The following is a 14,156-nucleotide window of genomic DNA, read 5'->3' as shown; positions in this document are numbered from 1 at the left end:
CACAACATGATCCTCAAGGAAGCGCGGGCCACGCTCACGCTGTCGCTGCCCATTGTCGGCACGCAGCTGGCGCAGATGGCGATCCACACCACCGATGTCTGGCTCCTGTCGCATTACAGCGCCGAGGCGCTGGGGGCTGCGGCACTCGGCGTGGCGATTTTCAGTTTCCTGTGGATGGCGGGGCTCGGCCTAGCCACCGCTACGCCGGCACTGGCGGCACAGGCACGCGGCCGCGATCCGGATGACATCGAAGGCGTGCGGCAGGCTGTGCATGACGGCCTGATCTCCACTGGGATTTATGGTCTGGTCTGCACCCTGCTGCTCATTTTCAGCGAACCCTTCCTGGTGCTGATCGGCCAGCCGCCGGAACTGATCGCGCTGGCTGTGCCCTTCATGCAGGCGGTCAGCGGCATGTTCATCACGGCTTTATGGTTCATGGTGCTGCGTGGCTTTCTCGCCACCCTGGAGCGTCCGCGCGCGGCCCTGGTGCTGACACTGCTGGCGGTGCTGCTCAATGCCGCCGTGAATACGGTGCTGATCTTCGGTTTCTGGATTGTGCCATCGCTCGGCGTCGTCGGTGCCGGCATCGGTTCCAGCCTGGTCAATCTGCTGATCCTGCTGGTGTTCGGCTGGTATATCGCGCGCGACCCGCAGTTTGCTGCCTATCACCTGTCGCGCGGCTGGTGGCGCACGACGCCTGAGCGCATGAGCGCCTTCCTGCGTGTCGGCGCGCCGATCGCGCTGGCGCTGGGCGCCGAGATCGGCTTGTTTTCGGCCGCTGCCCTGCTGATGGGGCGGCTCGGTGCGGCCGAGGTGGCGGCGCATCAGGTGGCGCTGCAATGGGCGGCGCTCGCCTTCATGGTGCCGATGGGCCTCAGCCAGGCCGCCACCGTGCGGGTTGGCCTTGCGGCCGGCGCACGCGACTATGCCGGCGCGGCGCGTGCCGGCTGGATCGCCATCGCGATGGGCATGTCCTTCATGCTGTGTACGGCGCTGATCTTCCATTTTGCCGGTGGGCTGCTGGTGCGGGTGTTTGTCTCCGATGCCGCCTCCACCGTGTTCACCCTGGCGGTCACCTATCTTGGCATCGCGGCACTGTTCCAGCTGGTCGATGGCGCCCAGGGCGTTGCCAATGGCGCGCTGCGCGGCCTGAAAGACACCGCCGTGCCGATGGTCATTACGCTCGTCGGCTACTGGCTGATCGGTTTTCCGGTGGCGATCTGGTTCGGCTTCTATACGCCGCTGCGCGGCATCGGCGTCTGGGCCGGCCTTGTCGTCGGGCTGGCGGTGGTGGCGGCGTTGCTGCTCTGGCGTTTTTACGCCATGACCCATAGGCTGCAGCGGCTAGACAGAGTGCCGGCCCGATGAAAGCCCCGAAGCAGCGCCTGGATCAGATTCTGGTGGAGCGCGGCCTGGCCGAAAGCCGGGCCAAGGCGCAGGCCGCGATCATGGCGGGTCTGGTCTTCTCGGGCGAAAAGCGTCTCGACAAGCCGGGCGTTTCGCTCGCGGCCGATGTGCCGCTGGAACTGCGCGGCAAGCCGCATCCCTGGGTCAGCCGCGGCGGCATCAAGCTGGCGCATGCGCTGCAGCATTTCAGCCTGTCGCCGCAGGACCGCACCGCCATCGATGTCGGCGCCTCCACCGGCGGTTTCACCGATGTGCTGTTGCAGCATGGCGCGGCGAAGGTCTATGCCGTCGATGTCGGCGAGGGCCAGCTCGACTGGCGGCTGCGCAACGACGCCCGTGTCGTCGTGCTGGAAAAGACCAATGCGCGGCATCTTGATGCCACCCTGATCCCCGATCCGATTGCTTGCGTGGTCTGCGATGCCAGTTTCATCGGCCTGCAGACCGTGTTGCCGGCAGCACTTGGCCTGGCGCAGCCGGGCAGCTGGGCGGTGGCTCTGATCAAGCCGCAATTCGAGGTCGGCCGTGGCCGTGTCGGCAAGGGTGGCGTGGTGCGCGATCCGGCCCTGCATGACGAAGTCTGCAAGACCATCCATGACTGGTGGTCGGGCCTGCCCGGCTGGCGCGTGCTGGGCATCGAGCCGAGCCCGATCACCGGCCCGGAAGGCAACCGTGAATTCCTGATCGCCGCCGAAAAGCAAACAGCCGGGGAAAACCATGCGTGACGTGGATGGTGTGATCGAGCGCATGGGCGGGCAGGGCCATGGCGTGCTGTCGAAGGACGGCGAGCGTTTCTATGTGCCCTTCACCGTGCCGGGCGACCGCATCGCCGCCAAGGTGGGCGAGCCGCGCGGCGATGGTTTTGCCGCCCAGCTCAGCGTGCTGGAAGCCGCCGGGCCCGATCGCATCGACGCACCCTGCGGCCATTTCCAGACCTGTGGCGGCTGCAGCCTGCAGCACTGGGCCGATGCGCCCTATCGCGCCTGGAAGCGCGACAAGCTGAGCGCCGCACTCACGCGCCGCGAGATCGCCGATGTGACCGTCGGCGAACTTGTCGCCGTGCCGGATCACACGCGGCGCCGTGCCGAATTCATCACCCGCCGCGTCAAGGACAAGGTGCTGATGGGCTTCCATGAGGCGCAGAGCCGCAAGATTGTCGATCTCACCGAATGCCTTGTGCTGAAGCCGGAACTGCCGGCCCTGCTGCCGAGCTTGCGCGCCATGATGATGCCGGTGCTGGGCGATGGCTGGGCCGTCGACCTGAAGGTGACCTGGACCGAGACCGGCGCCGATGTGCTGATCACCGGCAAGCTGAAGATGCGGGTGCAGGAGCGTATCGAGCTGAGCAAGGCGGCCAAGGCCATCGGTCTCGGCCGGCTGAGCCTGCGCTTCGACGAACGCGGCGATGCCGAGCTGCTGTATCAGGGCGAGCAGGTGCCGCGTGTGCGCTTTGGCAACGTGCCCGTCACCCTGGCGCCGGGCGGCTTCCTGCAGGCCACCGCCGAGGCCGAACAGGCGATGGCCGATCTGGCGCTGGACGCACTGCAAGACGCAAAACGCGTCGCCGACCTCTTCTCGGGCTGTGGCGCCTTTGCGCTGCGGCTCGCCGCCGTGGGCAAGACCGTCTGGGCGGTGGATGCCGACCGGCCGGCGATTGCCATGCTGGGGGCCGCCGCCAAGACCGCGGGCCTCAGCCGCCTGACCGCGACGGCGCGCGATCTCGAACGCCAGCCGCTCAGCCGGGCCGAGCTGAAAAAACTGGATGCCATCCTGCTCGATCCGCCGCGTGCCGGCGCCAAGGCCCAGGTGCAGCAGATCGCCGAAGCCGCCAAGCTGGGCGAGGCGCCGGGGCTGATCGTCATGCTGTCCTGCGACCCCTCCAGCTTCTCGCGCGATGCCCGGGGACTGGTCGATGCCGGCTACCGGCTGGAAAAGGTCGTGCCGATCGACCAGTTCCGCTGGTCGCCGCATCTGGAAATCTTCAGCATTTTCAGGCGCTAGCAGGGCACGCCCGGCACAGGGAAGAAGGGTTGCAAAGCCCGGCGGGACGGGCTATATCCCGGGCCCGACCCGATCCCTGCTGGGGGATCGTCTAACGGTAGGACCCCAGACTCTGACTCTGGTTGTCTAGGTTCGAATCCTAGTCCCCCAGCCATCGCGCTTTATCAACAAAACCTATGGAAACGCGCTTTCATCCGCCTTGGGCGGGGCGAAGGCGTTTCGCAGCCATTCGCACTGGTTCGCATCCTTTCGTGGGCCTGCGCACCTGTATGTGGCCCAAGGGTGGCCCATTAAGGGCTTTGACGGCAAAAGGCAGGCTTAAACGAAACTTGGCCTTTAATGGGAACGAGTGGTGGCATAAACTTAAAAAACCACAACCAGAAATCCTTTAGGTCGCGCGGTGCTAGAGCCAGAAAGTCATGCCGCCTTGAGGCGGGAAATCGAACTCCAGATCGCGGCTGATGGCGTTCTGCTGGATCAGTTGCGGGCGGAAATCCGGCCCCTAAAAGACAAGGTGCGGCGCATTATGCCGCAGACCACGACGTCCATTTCCCTGGTCGCTGCTGATGGCGGGAACAATCAGCTCAGATTTGACCCGTTCTTTATCCAGCTAGTGCGAGTGGTGGACAGCAGTGCCAATGAGCATTGCTTGGAGGTGCTATCTCCAACCATGAGCGTCACTGCACTGTCGCAGAGACAATTTAATGCGGCAGGTGAACCAGTAACTGCTCTCGGCCGGATGATGAAGTATCTCGGCGTTACCGATCTTTCGGTATTAAGTCACATGATCCGCAGTGACAAGGACGACCGCCCTAAAAGTCCTAGCTGGGTTCAGGTTTATCGCGAGCTGGTCGAGTGGGCGATTTTATTTTCGATTGTTCGCGATAAGGATTTTGCCAGTGACACGCTGATCGTCTTTGATGGTTTGCTGAGAAGCAAAGCATTCGCGCATGACTATTTTGTTAGGTACCGCCAAGGCATAGAGGAAGGGATTGCCAAGCATAAAAAGAATCGCCGCAACATCTACCTCGTCGGCTTGGCAAAGCACAGCAAGGTGCTGGAGCGGTATCGTCTTGCAATGGCCCTCGAAGGAGTGATGCACACGCAATATCCGTGCTACCTCCCCGTTCCATATGAGTTGGAGCAAAAAGCCTACGTGTGGCCGGAATACGCCCGTGGAGATGAAGAAGCGGAGCAAGGTGGAGAGATAAACAAATTCGTGGGCGGAAAGATGTTTCTGGTAAAGTTCGGCGCGGGTACGCGCGATCCAATTTGGCCTGTGGATATTCTTTCCTCACAGGCCAATGACGTGGCGAATGTGCTGGGATATTTGCTTGCCGATTCCATTAATGGCTTCCCGGTTCCGCATTATCCGAGGTGCCTGCAGAAGGCCCATGAGCACGCGGCGTTGGTCGATTTCGATATGGATGTTTTGCAAGATCAGATTTTTGATGGGCTGAGAAAGTCTCTAGGGGCAGAAGCTTCAACCCTTGATGCTTTTCGATTGCAGGACGCAGACCCAGCGCAAAGTCGCTATAGCTGATAATTGATGGGGGGATCAATGGAACTTTTCCCGGCTGATCAAGTCGTCGGTGTTTTTCGTGGCTTTCGCGAGGGTGGCATGGAATTTCATGCCGACCTCGCATTGCCGTATCGAAATGAATTTCAAAGCACGCCGATGCACGGGCAGTTCCTTTTGGTTCAGCTTGAGACCCCTAACGAGGCAGTGCTCGGTCGTATCGCGGCATTTTCATCCGAGGGGAAGCTATCCTCGGGGAATGGCGAGGAATTCAATATTCGGGCGGTTCAAGAGAACCGTGAGGTACCTGACGACCTGAGAAGGCAGTATCTGAAGTATCGCATAAACATTCGAGTGTTGGGTGTTCTGCGGTCAAACGGCAAAGGGCTGACATTTGTCCCCTCTCATCGGCGTCTACCCCATGTCGGCAGCAAGGTCGCCTTCCTGTCAGGGGAAGTTCTGAGGGAGGTTTGCGGTCACAATATTCCCGGAGCTGAAATGGGGCATTTTGCCTTGGGTGAGTATGTATATGCCCATGGTAGTGAGCACATTCAGCCATTGGAGTGGATGCAGATCAAAGATCCTGAGGTTCTGATCCGCTTTCAAGTCGAGAACCTTGTTGCCAGACGTACATTTATTTTTGCGCGGGCAGGATTCGGTAAGTCGAATTTAAATAAGCTGCTTTTTAGTCGTCTTTATAAAGAGACGCCCACGGTTGAAAAACGCCAGGGACGAAAAGTACCAGTAGGGACGATCATCTTCGATCCAGATGGCGAATATTTTTGGCCGGATGACAAGGGGCGGCCAGGGCTGTGCGATGTGCAGCATTTGGAGGACAAGCTTGTCGTTTTCACAAGTCGCAAGGCGCCTAGCGAGTTCTACGGATCATTTGTGGCGGGTGGGATAAGATTAGATATTCGCCAACTAAGGCCTGCAGATGTTATCTCCATAGCACTTCCTCCTGAACGGCAAGACCAACAGAACGTCGCCAAATTGAGATCGCTTCCGGCTGATCGCTGGAGTCGATTGGTTGATTTGATTCAACGCAGCAAGAATCTTACCTCGACTGAAGAGGTTGGAGATATTCTGGGCCTAACCATGCCCAATCAGGAAGCGGAAGCGGTTGCTGCGCGTTCGAACATGACGAACGTCGTGAACATGCTTCATGACCCGAGTAGCCAGTTAATGGGACTTCTGGTGAAGGCGCTAGAGGCAGGCAAAATCTGCGTGGTCGATATTTCTCAGATGCGCGGAAACCAAGGATTTGTGCTGTCGGGCATTATCTTACGAAGGATATTCGATAGGAATCAGCAGGAATTCACTAGCGCTGATCCCAAAACCATTCCCACGATTGCGGTGATTGAGGAGGCGCAGTCCGTTTTGAACGATAAGGCGGCTGCGGCTGAACCATATATATCGTGGGTGAAAGAAGGTCGTAAATATGACCTTGGTGCGTTGCTTGTTACTCAGCAGCCAGGATCAATTCCCAATGAAATTCTTAGCCAGGGTGATAACTGGTTCATTTTCCACCTTCTCTCCGCCGGTGACCTAGTGAGCGTGAAAAGAGCAAACGCTCATTTCAGTGATGATCTACTTAGCTCTCTTCTAAATGAACCTATTCAAGGACAGGGAGTGTTCTGGAGTTCAGTAGGGGGAAAGCCATACCCAGTCTCGATGCGTGCACTATCTTTCGAGCGGCTTTATAAAATGCGAGATGTCGATGGTAAACTTCCTGCCATCAAGACTTTCGCAACGCAGCTTCGCGAGGCTGATGAAAGTATTCGGGCTGAGGCGGTCGATGCGTCAGTGGCTAGAGATAATTCCGCTGATGGAATTGGCGCGGTATTGGATGATTTGCTGGGGGATACTGTGGAGCCGCCAGTGGATATTGAGGCGGCCTACCTCCGTCGCGCCGTTACCGCAGTGAAGGGGAATAATGGATTAATGAAGAAGCTGGAGGTTGAGGGGGCGTACTGGATGGCGGTCCAAAGCGAGATTGAAAAATCTTTGCCCGGTACGGTGGATGACGCACGAAAGAAGGCATTTGAGTTAACTCCACAGGTTATGACTGAAATATTTGGGAAGCAGGGCCAGGGGTGGCATAAATTTAAGAACCAGAATAACAAAGCACTCCTCAAAAAGGGGGCGGGTTGACAATGCGTGCCGATGTAGATGTTGCCGGGCCGGCTGCATTGAATGCTATCTGTCCCTATTTCACGATGTTTCCGTTGGAGTTTCCGCTCAGGATACTTAAGCGATACGCGAACGAAGAAGATGTTGTTTTAGATCCTTTCTGCGGTAGGGGAACGACAAACTACGCAGCTCGGATGCAGGGATTGTATTCAATAGGTATAGACTCAAACCCCGTTGCGGTGGCTGCGACAAAATCCAAGCTTGTTTCTGCGGAGCCGGACGAAATCGTTTCAGAAGCAAGGCGATTGCTGTCAATGGTCAGGCAGGCTGAAACTCCTTCGGGAGAGTTCTGGAAGCGTGCGTATCACGCTCAAACTCTCACGAACATTTGCCGGCTGCGAAAGGCGCTGTTACTTGGGCACTCCACGCGACGGCTGGGGGCGGCACTAACGGGTATAGTTCTTGGCGCACTCCATGGCCCAATGCGGCAGAATGGCTCAAGTTCGTATTTATCAAATCAGTGCCCTCGCACGTATGCACCAAAGCCGAAATATGCGGTCAACTATTGGAAGCGTCATAAAATGGCGCCCCCGAAGATTGATGTATTGGAGGTCATTGGTCAGCGCGCGAAGCGATACTACCCCTCTAGGGATGTCGGAGTGCAAGGACTGGCGGTGGAGGGGGATAGTCGGTTCTCTTCACCGTACTATGGCCTTAAGAAATCTGATCGCCAGGCTTCGTGGATTATTACATCGCCTCCGTATTATGGCCTGCGGACATACGTGCCTGATCAATGGATTCGAAATTGGTTCCTGGGTGGAACGGATGCGGTTGACTATTCTTCCGAGCGCCAGCTCAGTCACGCCGGGCTGTTGGCATTTCAGGACGATTTGAGACGCGTCTGGCTAAATTCGGCGTCTGTTTGCGCGCCCCGCGCACGCTTGGTAATTCGCTTCGGCGCTATCAACGATAGGAAGATTTCGTCACCGCTTGAAGTTATTCGCGATTCTCTCGAAGGAACCCCCTGGCGAATTGTTACAGCGCGGTCTGCCGGGGCTGCGTCAGAGGGTAAACGCCAAGTAAACACTTTCTATTCCGGTGCGCCAAAAGCGGTAACCGAAATTGACCTGTGGGCTTATTTGGATACTTGAGGGCCATATTGATGCGGCACACTCTATGGAGTGCCGTTCAATCGTGTTTTAAAGGCCATGGAGCACTAAGCGGACTATTTCGGACCCTTTTCCCTCAGTAGGCTTAAGGCTCCACAAGAGAGAGGGGATTTAATCTATCATCCTCTTTCTTTTTTCTTTCTTCAGTAAAGGCAAGAAGGAAAGAGGCACTACTTAGGTGTATAAATTCGCATATATAAGAAATACAAACATCAGGGGTATCTATAGATAAAGTATATATAGGAATTTACCCAATCGACTAGCGTCGGTTCTCCTTCCAAAGGAGACACCTATGGCTAGAACCCCCTTACAAAGACTGCTTCAGAATATTACTCCTATTGATGGCTTGTCGTGTTTGAGCGATTTCTCCACCTTGGTCGAGATCGATTTCTGCGATTGGCCCGGAGAGGCTTTAAAGTCCTGCTGGATATGGAACGGACGAATGAGCCGTGCCACGAGCCGGGTGTTCCGGGCAACTCGAAAATCATCGCGTGAGTCCGCACGTGCCTACTCGCAACTGCTTATCCCGCGACCGACCATTCAGGTTCAGGTGAACGTCGCGATCCTCGACGAGGAGACGCTTTTGCCTACCGGCGTCACTCGACGCTCAGCTAAACGTATTTCTGGGGCGCGTTACTGTTGGGGCGTGATCAGGCCGCATGAACCGCTGCACAGGTTGCATGAGCTAAGGAAGAAGCCGGAGCTTTGTCGCAACGCTCTATGCGTAAATCCGTTTCATCATCGTATTCACACGTTAGCAGACCATCGTTGGGAAGGACTTAAGCCAGACGAGCAAGCGCTCAACTACATTCCCAGCGCACACGACGATATTGCGGATTTGACAGACTTGTTGTTCGGGCTGAAGGAGTCGGGATTCCATCCAGAATCCATCGACGATATTTTGGATAAATTGCCTGATTTCACCGCCTCCGAAATCGCCTTAGCGGTTGCTAGGGGAAGGTTGAAGTCCTGGGCGAATTTGTAGTCACCGACAAAAAGCATAATGTGAAAAGGAAAAGATAACCCGCATCTAAGGAGGCGAGATTCGCTTCGAATAAAGCATGTCGGCATCCTTACTCGGACTTTGAATGTTCCTGAGAGATGCCGCACCATGAAGAATCTTCATTATATCTCACGCCAGCAGTTCGCATCCGTGATGGGGGCCGGGGTAGTTTCTTCGAAAATTTCTGCGAAAAAAATCGACACCTATTCAGTATCTGCAGCGGAATATCCACAGAATATCGTGGTACCCTTTCTCTTTGTGTCGGCTTTGCCGAATTGGATACTTGTTCAGAGATGTTAACGCGAGTGGCGCTCATGCTGCTTGGGTCACTGGCTAGTATGCAACACAAAATTGATGCTGATACACGATGCGCCCTATAAAGCGAAGTTGGATCATTAAGGGCGTAAAAAGAACGGCGTGGCAGTTCAGATACAAGGATGCTTCTGGGAAGCGGCGGCGCGTTCAGAAGCCCACGCTCAAAGAGGCTGAAGCGGAGATGCGCAGGCTCCTGGCAGAGCCTGGAGCAGGAGCTATTCGATCTAAGCTCACCCTAGCGGATGCAGGGGATCAATGGTTGCGCTCAGCCGAAGTTGGTCGCAACGGCCGTCCTCCTTGTGAAGCTGCGACATTAGAGCAGTATGAAAGTCATTTGCGTGTGCACATTAAACCGCTGTGGGGGCATCTAAAGCTAGCAAGCCTTGATGCCTTTAAAATGCAGGATATGCGCGCTGAGCTATTGGCCTCAGGAATTTCGCGATCAATGGCAATCAAGATTTGGACTAGCTTGAAGGGCATTCTAAATGAGGCAATGATCCGTGGGGTCATTCTGGGAAATCCTGCGCAGCCTATAAAAATTGGGCGCCATCGGTCTGCTGAAGCCCCGGTGCAAATTCCTAGCCCTCATGAAATGAGGCTTATCCTTGAAGCCGCTGATCGATTTACTATGAGCAATCACTTGCAGGTGCGAGAGGCCTGGGAGAGGTGGCGGCCATTTCTCTACACAGCGGCGTTGACGGGTTTGCGAGCTAGTGAATTGCGTGGCTTGCCTTGGTCGGCAGTGGGAAGCGATGAGATTAGAGTCGTTCAACGAGCAGATCGTTATTCCAAGATTGGTCCGCCAAAGAGTGCTTCCGGGTATCGGGCAATCGCCATTACGGCAGAGCTACAGGATATACTGCGAGAATGGCGGCAGAAGTGCCCTGTAAGTGAGCTTGATTTGGTGTTTCCTACTATTAGTGGAACCGTTGAAAACTTGCCTAACATCACCAATCGGTGCTGGAGGAAGGCTCAGGAAGCCGCACTCAAAACAACGAAGTATGGATTCCATGCGATTCGGCATTTTCGAGCTTCAATGGTGATCGCCGCCGGATGGACACCAAAGGAGGTGCAGGTAGAGATGGGTCACAGTTCGATTCAGGTGACTTTCGATATCTATGGGCACTTGTTCGGTAGCGGCGATAAGCGCAGAGAACGCGCGCGGATGGCCCAAGAATGGCTCAAAACCGCGTAAGCACTTGACATAACGAGTATAAATGTCGGACTCTGACTCTGGTTGTCTAGGTTCGAATCCTAGTCCCCCAGCCAATCTCGCTGATCCCGACATCCTTTACGGCCCCCGGCCACACCAGATGCCTGGATGCAGCGGAATGAAATCCCGCCTCACATCGTGGCGCCGATCTGCCAGGGCACGAATTCGGCATCGCCGAAGCCGAGTTCTTCGCTTTTCGACGGCTTGCCCGAGGCAACGTCGATGATCTTGTCGAAAATCTTCTCGCCCATCTGCGCCACGCTGATACCTTCATCCAGGATGGCGCCGCAGTTGATATCCATGTCGTCTTCCATGCGGCGATACATGGCCGAATTGGTCGCCAGCTTGATCGACGGCACCGGCTTGGCGCCAAACACCGAGCCGCGCCCGGTGGTGAAGCAGATCACATTGCCGCCGCCGGCGATCTGGCCGGTGGCCGAACAGGGGTCGTAGCCGGGCGTGTCCATGAAGACGAAGCCCTTGGTATCCACCGGCTCGGCATATTTGAACACGCCGCGCAGATTGGTGGTGCCGCCCTTGGCCGCAGCGCCGAGCGACTTTTCCAGGATGGTGGTGAGGCCGCCCTTCTTGTTGCCGGGCGAGGGGTTGTTGTCCATCGAGCCGCCGTTGCGTTCGCAGTATTCCTCCCACCAGCGGATGCGCTCGATCAGCTTCTCGCCGATGGCGCGGCTTTCGGCGCGCCGCGTCAGCAGATGCTCGGCGCCGTAGATTTCCGGTGTCTCGCTCAAGATCGCCGTGCCGCCATGACGCACCAGCAGGTCGGCGGCGGCGCCCAGTGCGGGATTGGCGGTGATGCCGGAATAGCCGTCCGAGCCGCCGCATTGCAGGCAGAGCGTGAGATGCGAGGCCGGTATGGTGGTGCGCTGCAGCGCATTGGCGGCCGGCAGCATCTCCTTCAGCATGGCAATGCCGCGCTCGACGGTCTTTTTCGTGCCGCCGCTGTCCTGGATGGTCATGCTCTGCAGGCGCGGGCTGTGTTTCAGGCCCTGCGCCTCCATCATGAAATCGATCTGCGCCACTTCGCAGCCCAGCCCCAGCATCATCACGCCGGCGAAATTGACATGCTGGGCATAGCCCCACAGCGTGCGCTGCAGGTTGCCGAAGCCCTCACCCTTGTCAGCCATGCCGCAGCCGGTGCCGTGCACGATGGCCACCACGCCGTCGATATTGGGATAATCACGCAGCGCATCGCCCTTGAAGTGATCGGCGATATAGCGCGCCACGGTGGCGGAGCAGTTCACGCTGGTCACGACGCCAAGATAGTTGCGCGTGCCGGCCTTGCCAGTCTCGCGCATGTAGCCCTGGAAGGTGGCGCGCTCGGCCTCGGGGAAATAGGCGGTCGGCCGCATATCGGCGCCGAAGGCATAGTCGCGGCTGAAATCGCCCATCACCAGATTGTGGCTGTGCACATGCTCGCCGGGCTCGATGGGCGCGGCGGCAAAGCCGATGATCTGATTGTATTTGCGCACCGCCTCACCCTGGCCGATCGGCGCCGTGGCCACCTTGTGGCCGGCGGGGATGACACTGCGGCAGGTGACGTTGCCGCCTTCGACGCTGGCCCCGGGCAGCAGCTCGGCGCGCGCCACGACGACATTGTCATGTTCATTGAGGCGGATGACCGCCGAAACCCGTTCCAGCATGGGGCGTCTCCTTGATTGGGTACAGTCTAGCGCAGCAGGCCGCGCCGGGCGAGATTGCGCATCAGTGCCCCGGTGCCAAATGTCCAGGGCGGCAGGCGGTCGCAGAGATCAACCTTGTTCACCAGCCCGCCGAGTTTGGGCGAGCGGATGGTGACGATATCGCCGGGCTTGTGGGTGAAGCCCATGCCCGGTGCACCGCGATCCTGGATCGGCGCGAACATCGTGCCGGTGAACAGCATGGCGCCATCGGGATACTGGTGCGACGAGCCGAAGGTCTGGGCCGCCAGATCGAGCGGGTCGCGGCTGATCTTCGACATCAGCGAGCTGGCTTCGAGGCGGAAATTGTCCTGCCCGGCGATCACCAGGCTCACCTCGGCCTTGCGCACATCATCCAGGCTGAAGCCTGCATCGAACAGGCGGATGAACGGCCCGATGGCGCAGGAGGCATTGTTGTCCTTGGCGCGGCCGAGCAGCAACGCGCTGCGGCCCTCCACATCGCGCAGGTTGACGTCGTTGCCGAGCGCGGCGCCGACGATCTGGCCGCGGCTGTCGATGGCCAGCACCACCTCGGGCTCCGGGTTGTTCCAGGTTGACTCCGGGTGGATGCCGACGGACGCGCCGGTGCCGACCGATGCCATCGGCTGGCATTTGGTGAAGACCTCGGCATCCGGGCCGATGCCGACTTCCAGATACTGCGACCAGGCACCGCGCTTCATCAGAGTCTCGCGCAGCCGCATCGCCTCGGGCGAACCGGGCTTGATGCGGGAAATCTCACCGCCGAGCGCCGTCGCGATCTCGGCGCGCACCGCTTCGGCGCGGCTGGCATCGCCACGGATCTGCTCCTCGATCACACGCTCGATCAGGCTGTCGGCAAAGGTGACGCCGGCAGCCTTCACCGCCTGCAGGTCGCAGGGCGCCAGCAGATAAGGTGCCTGCATCGCCGGCGTGTTCGCCAGAATACTTTTCAGCGTGCCAATCACCGGCGCGGTCCTGGCAGCAGCCTGCACGGCCGTGGCAGCATCCGTCCGATCCAGCAGGTCGCTCATCGTGGCGGCCAGGCTGCTGATATCGACCAGGTCATCACCGCGCAGGGCGACAATGGCCGGCCCGCCGGGCTGACCCGCCAGCCAGACGCGGCCGACCATGGTGGCGCGATCGTGATCTTCGGGCAGGCAGGCGGCAATCAGGGTCTCAAGCATGTGAAGAATCCGGGTTGAAGCTGGTGTCGATTCCCGGTCATCTAAACATTGTCGCCGCGGCGAGGCGAGCCGCCCGTGCCATGTGGCACTGCACAAGATGCTGTTTTATGGTGTTTTATTGGCACGCCCTGCGGGACGGGGGGCATCGCGCCGGTCTCTTGCAGCCGGCCGGAATGCGGGATAGTCGCTAGGGTATGATCGACAAGCTGGAATTCCTGCTGGCGCTCGCCCGCGAGAAAAACTTTGGCAAGGCCGCCGAGCAGTGCGGCGTCAGCCAGCCGACCCTGTCGGCTGGCATCAAGCAGCTGGAAGACACGCTGGGCGTCATGCTGGTGCAGCGCAGCTCGCGCTTTCTCGGCCTGACTGCCGAGGGCGAACGGGTACTGGACTGGGCGCGCCGTATCGTGGGCGATACGCGCGCCATGCGGCAGGAGGTGGTCGCGCTGCGCCACGGCCTGACCGGTCATCTGAAGATCGCCGCCATCCCCACTGCGCTGGCCATGGTTTCGGCGTTGACCACACCCTATCGCGCCAAGCAT

Annotated in this window: 11 protein-coding genes and 1 tRNA gene; 10 read left to right on the top strand and 2 right to left on the bottom strand. The window is 58.5% G+C overall.

The features are described 5' to 3' along the window. Positions 1-6: 6 nt before the first annotated feature. The 9 genes from AAG799_RS09370 (at position 7) to AAG799_RS09330 (ending at position 10,739) form a co-directional block, all read left to right on the top strand. Positions 7-1,368, top strand: a complete 1,362-nt coding sequence (locus tag AAG799_RS09370) for an MATE family efflux transporter (RefSeq protein WP_341895562.1) — start codon at positions 7-9, stop codon at positions 1,366-1,368. Then, positions 1,365-2,129: a TlyA family RNA methyltransferase gene (locus AAG799_RS09365; RefSeq protein WP_341895561.1), complete on the top strand. Its 765-nt coding sequence runs from the start codon at positions 1,365-1,367 to the stop codon at positions 2,127-2,129. Before AAG799_RS09370 ends, AAG799_RS09365 begins: the two co-directional genes overlap by 4 nt. Continuing rightward, positions 2,122-3,405 (top strand): class I SAM-dependent RNA methyltransferase, encoded by a 1,284-nt coding sequence (locus AAG799_RS09360; RefSeq protein WP_341895560.1) that lies wholly within the window; start codon positions 2,122-2,124, stop codon positions 3,403-3,405. The genes AAG799_RS09365 and AAG799_RS09360 overlap by 8 nt, the downstream gene beginning before the upstream one ends. 80 nt (positions 3,406-3,485) lie before the next feature. Beyond that, positions 3,486-3,559 (top strand) — tRNA-Gln (locus AAG799_RS09355). Positions 3,560-3,805: 246 nt separating this feature from the next. Continuing rightward, positions 3,806-4,948, top strand: coding sequence for a hypothetical protein (locus AAG799_RS09350; RefSeq protein ID WP_341895559.1), 1,143 nt, complete (start codon positions 3,806-3,808; stop codon positions 4,946-4,948). Positions 4,949-4,966: 18 nt separating this feature from the next. Then, positions 4,967-7,078 carry a DUF87 domain-containing protein gene (locus AAG799_RS09345; protein ID WP_341895558.1) on the top strand — a complete coding sequence of 704 codons (2,112 nt, stop codon included), beginning with the start codon at positions 4,967-4,969 and terminating at the stop codon, positions 7,076-7,078. A gap of 2 nt (positions 7,079-7,080) precedes the next feature. Then, complete coding sequence (locus AAG799_RS09340; protein WP_341895557.1) at positions 7,081-8,208, top strand: DNA methyltransferase; 1,128 nt, start codon at positions 7,081-7,083, stop codon at positions 8,206-8,208. Between the two features lie 310 nt (positions 8,209-8,518). Beyond that, positions 8,519-9,211: a hypothetical protein gene (locus AAG799_RS09335; RefSeq protein WP_341895556.1), complete on the top strand. Its 693-nt coding sequence runs from the start codon at positions 8,519-8,521 to the stop codon at positions 9,209-9,211. A gap of 514 nt (positions 9,212-9,725) precedes the next feature. After that, positions 9,726-10,739, top strand: coding sequence for a site-specific integrase (locus AAG799_RS09330; protein ID WP_341895555.1), 1,014 nt, complete (start codon positions 9,726-9,728; stop codon positions 10,737-10,739). Positions 10,740-10,888: 149 nt separating this feature from the next. Here AAG799_RS09330 and AAG799_RS09325 read toward each other — a convergent pair whose 3' ends face one another. After that, entirely contained in the window at positions 10,889-12,418 is a 1,530-nt protein-coding gene (locus AAG799_RS09325; RefSeq protein ID WP_341895554.1) for an altronate dehydratase family protein, read from the bottom strand. Between the two features lie 26 nt (positions 12,419-12,444). Continuing rightward, positions 12,445-13,617, bottom strand: coding sequence for a fumarylacetoacetate hydrolase family protein (locus AAG799_RS09320; RefSeq protein ID WP_341895553.1), 1,173 nt, complete (start codon positions 13,615-13,617; stop codon positions 12,445-12,447). A gap of 194 nt (positions 13,618-13,811) precedes the next feature. Here AAG799_RS09320 and AAG799_RS09315 point away from each other — a divergent pair. Beyond that, positions 13,812-14,156 (top strand): LysR family transcriptional regulator (locus AAG799_RS09315; protein WP_341895552.1); only part of this gene is annotated, 345 nt, incomplete at its 3' end.

This window comes from Ferrovibrio terrae (genome assembly GCF_943371255.1).
Lineage (GTDB): Bacteria > Pseudomonadota > Alphaproteobacteria > Ferrovibrionales > Ferrovibrionaceae > Ferrovibrio > Ferrovibrio terrae_B.
Note: the sequence above shows the minus strand (reverse complement) of the source record. Positions and strands in the feature narration are given on the sequence as shown.

What these genes read in the sequence shown, in the direction of transcription:
- AAG799_RS09370 (WP_341895562.1), top strand. Translation starts at nt 7, where the DNA reads ATGATCCTCAAGGAAGCGCGGGCCACGCTCACGCTGTCGCTGCCCATT.
- AAG799_RS09365 (WP_341895561.1), top strand. Translation starts at nt 1,365, where the DNA reads ATGAAAGCCCCGAAGCAGCGCCTGGATCAGATTCTGGTGGAGCGCGGC.
- AAG799_RS09360 (WP_341895560.1), top strand. Translation starts at nt 2,122, where the DNA reads ATGCGTGACGTGGATGGTGTGATCGAGCGCATGGGCGGGCAGGGCCAT.
- AAG799_RS09345 (WP_341895558.1), top strand. Translation starts at nt 4,967, where the DNA reads ATGGAACTTTTCCCGGCTGATCAAGTCGTCGGTGTTTTTCGTGGCTTT.
- AAG799_RS09340 (WP_341895557.1), top strand. Translation starts at nt 7,081, where the DNA reads ATGCGTGCCGATGTAGATGTTGCCGGGCCGGCTGCATTGAATGCTATC.
- AAG799_RS09335 (WP_341895556.1), top strand. Translation starts at nt 8,519, where the DNA reads ATGGCTAGAACCCCCTTACAAAGACTGCTTCAGAATATTACTCCTATT.
- AAG799_RS09330 (WP_341895555.1), top strand. Translation starts at nt 9,726, where the DNA reads ATGCGCAGGCTCCTGGCAGAGCCTGGAGCAGGAGCTATTCGATCTAAG.
- AAG799_RS09325 (WP_341895554.1), bottom strand. Translation starts at nt 12,418, where the DNA reads ATGCTGGAACGGGTTTCGGCGGTCATCCGCCTCAATGAACATGACAAT.
- AAG799_RS09320 (WP_341895553.1), bottom strand. Translation starts at nt 13,617, where the DNA reads ATGCTTGAGACCCTGATTGCCGCCTGCCTGCCCGAAGATCACGATCGC.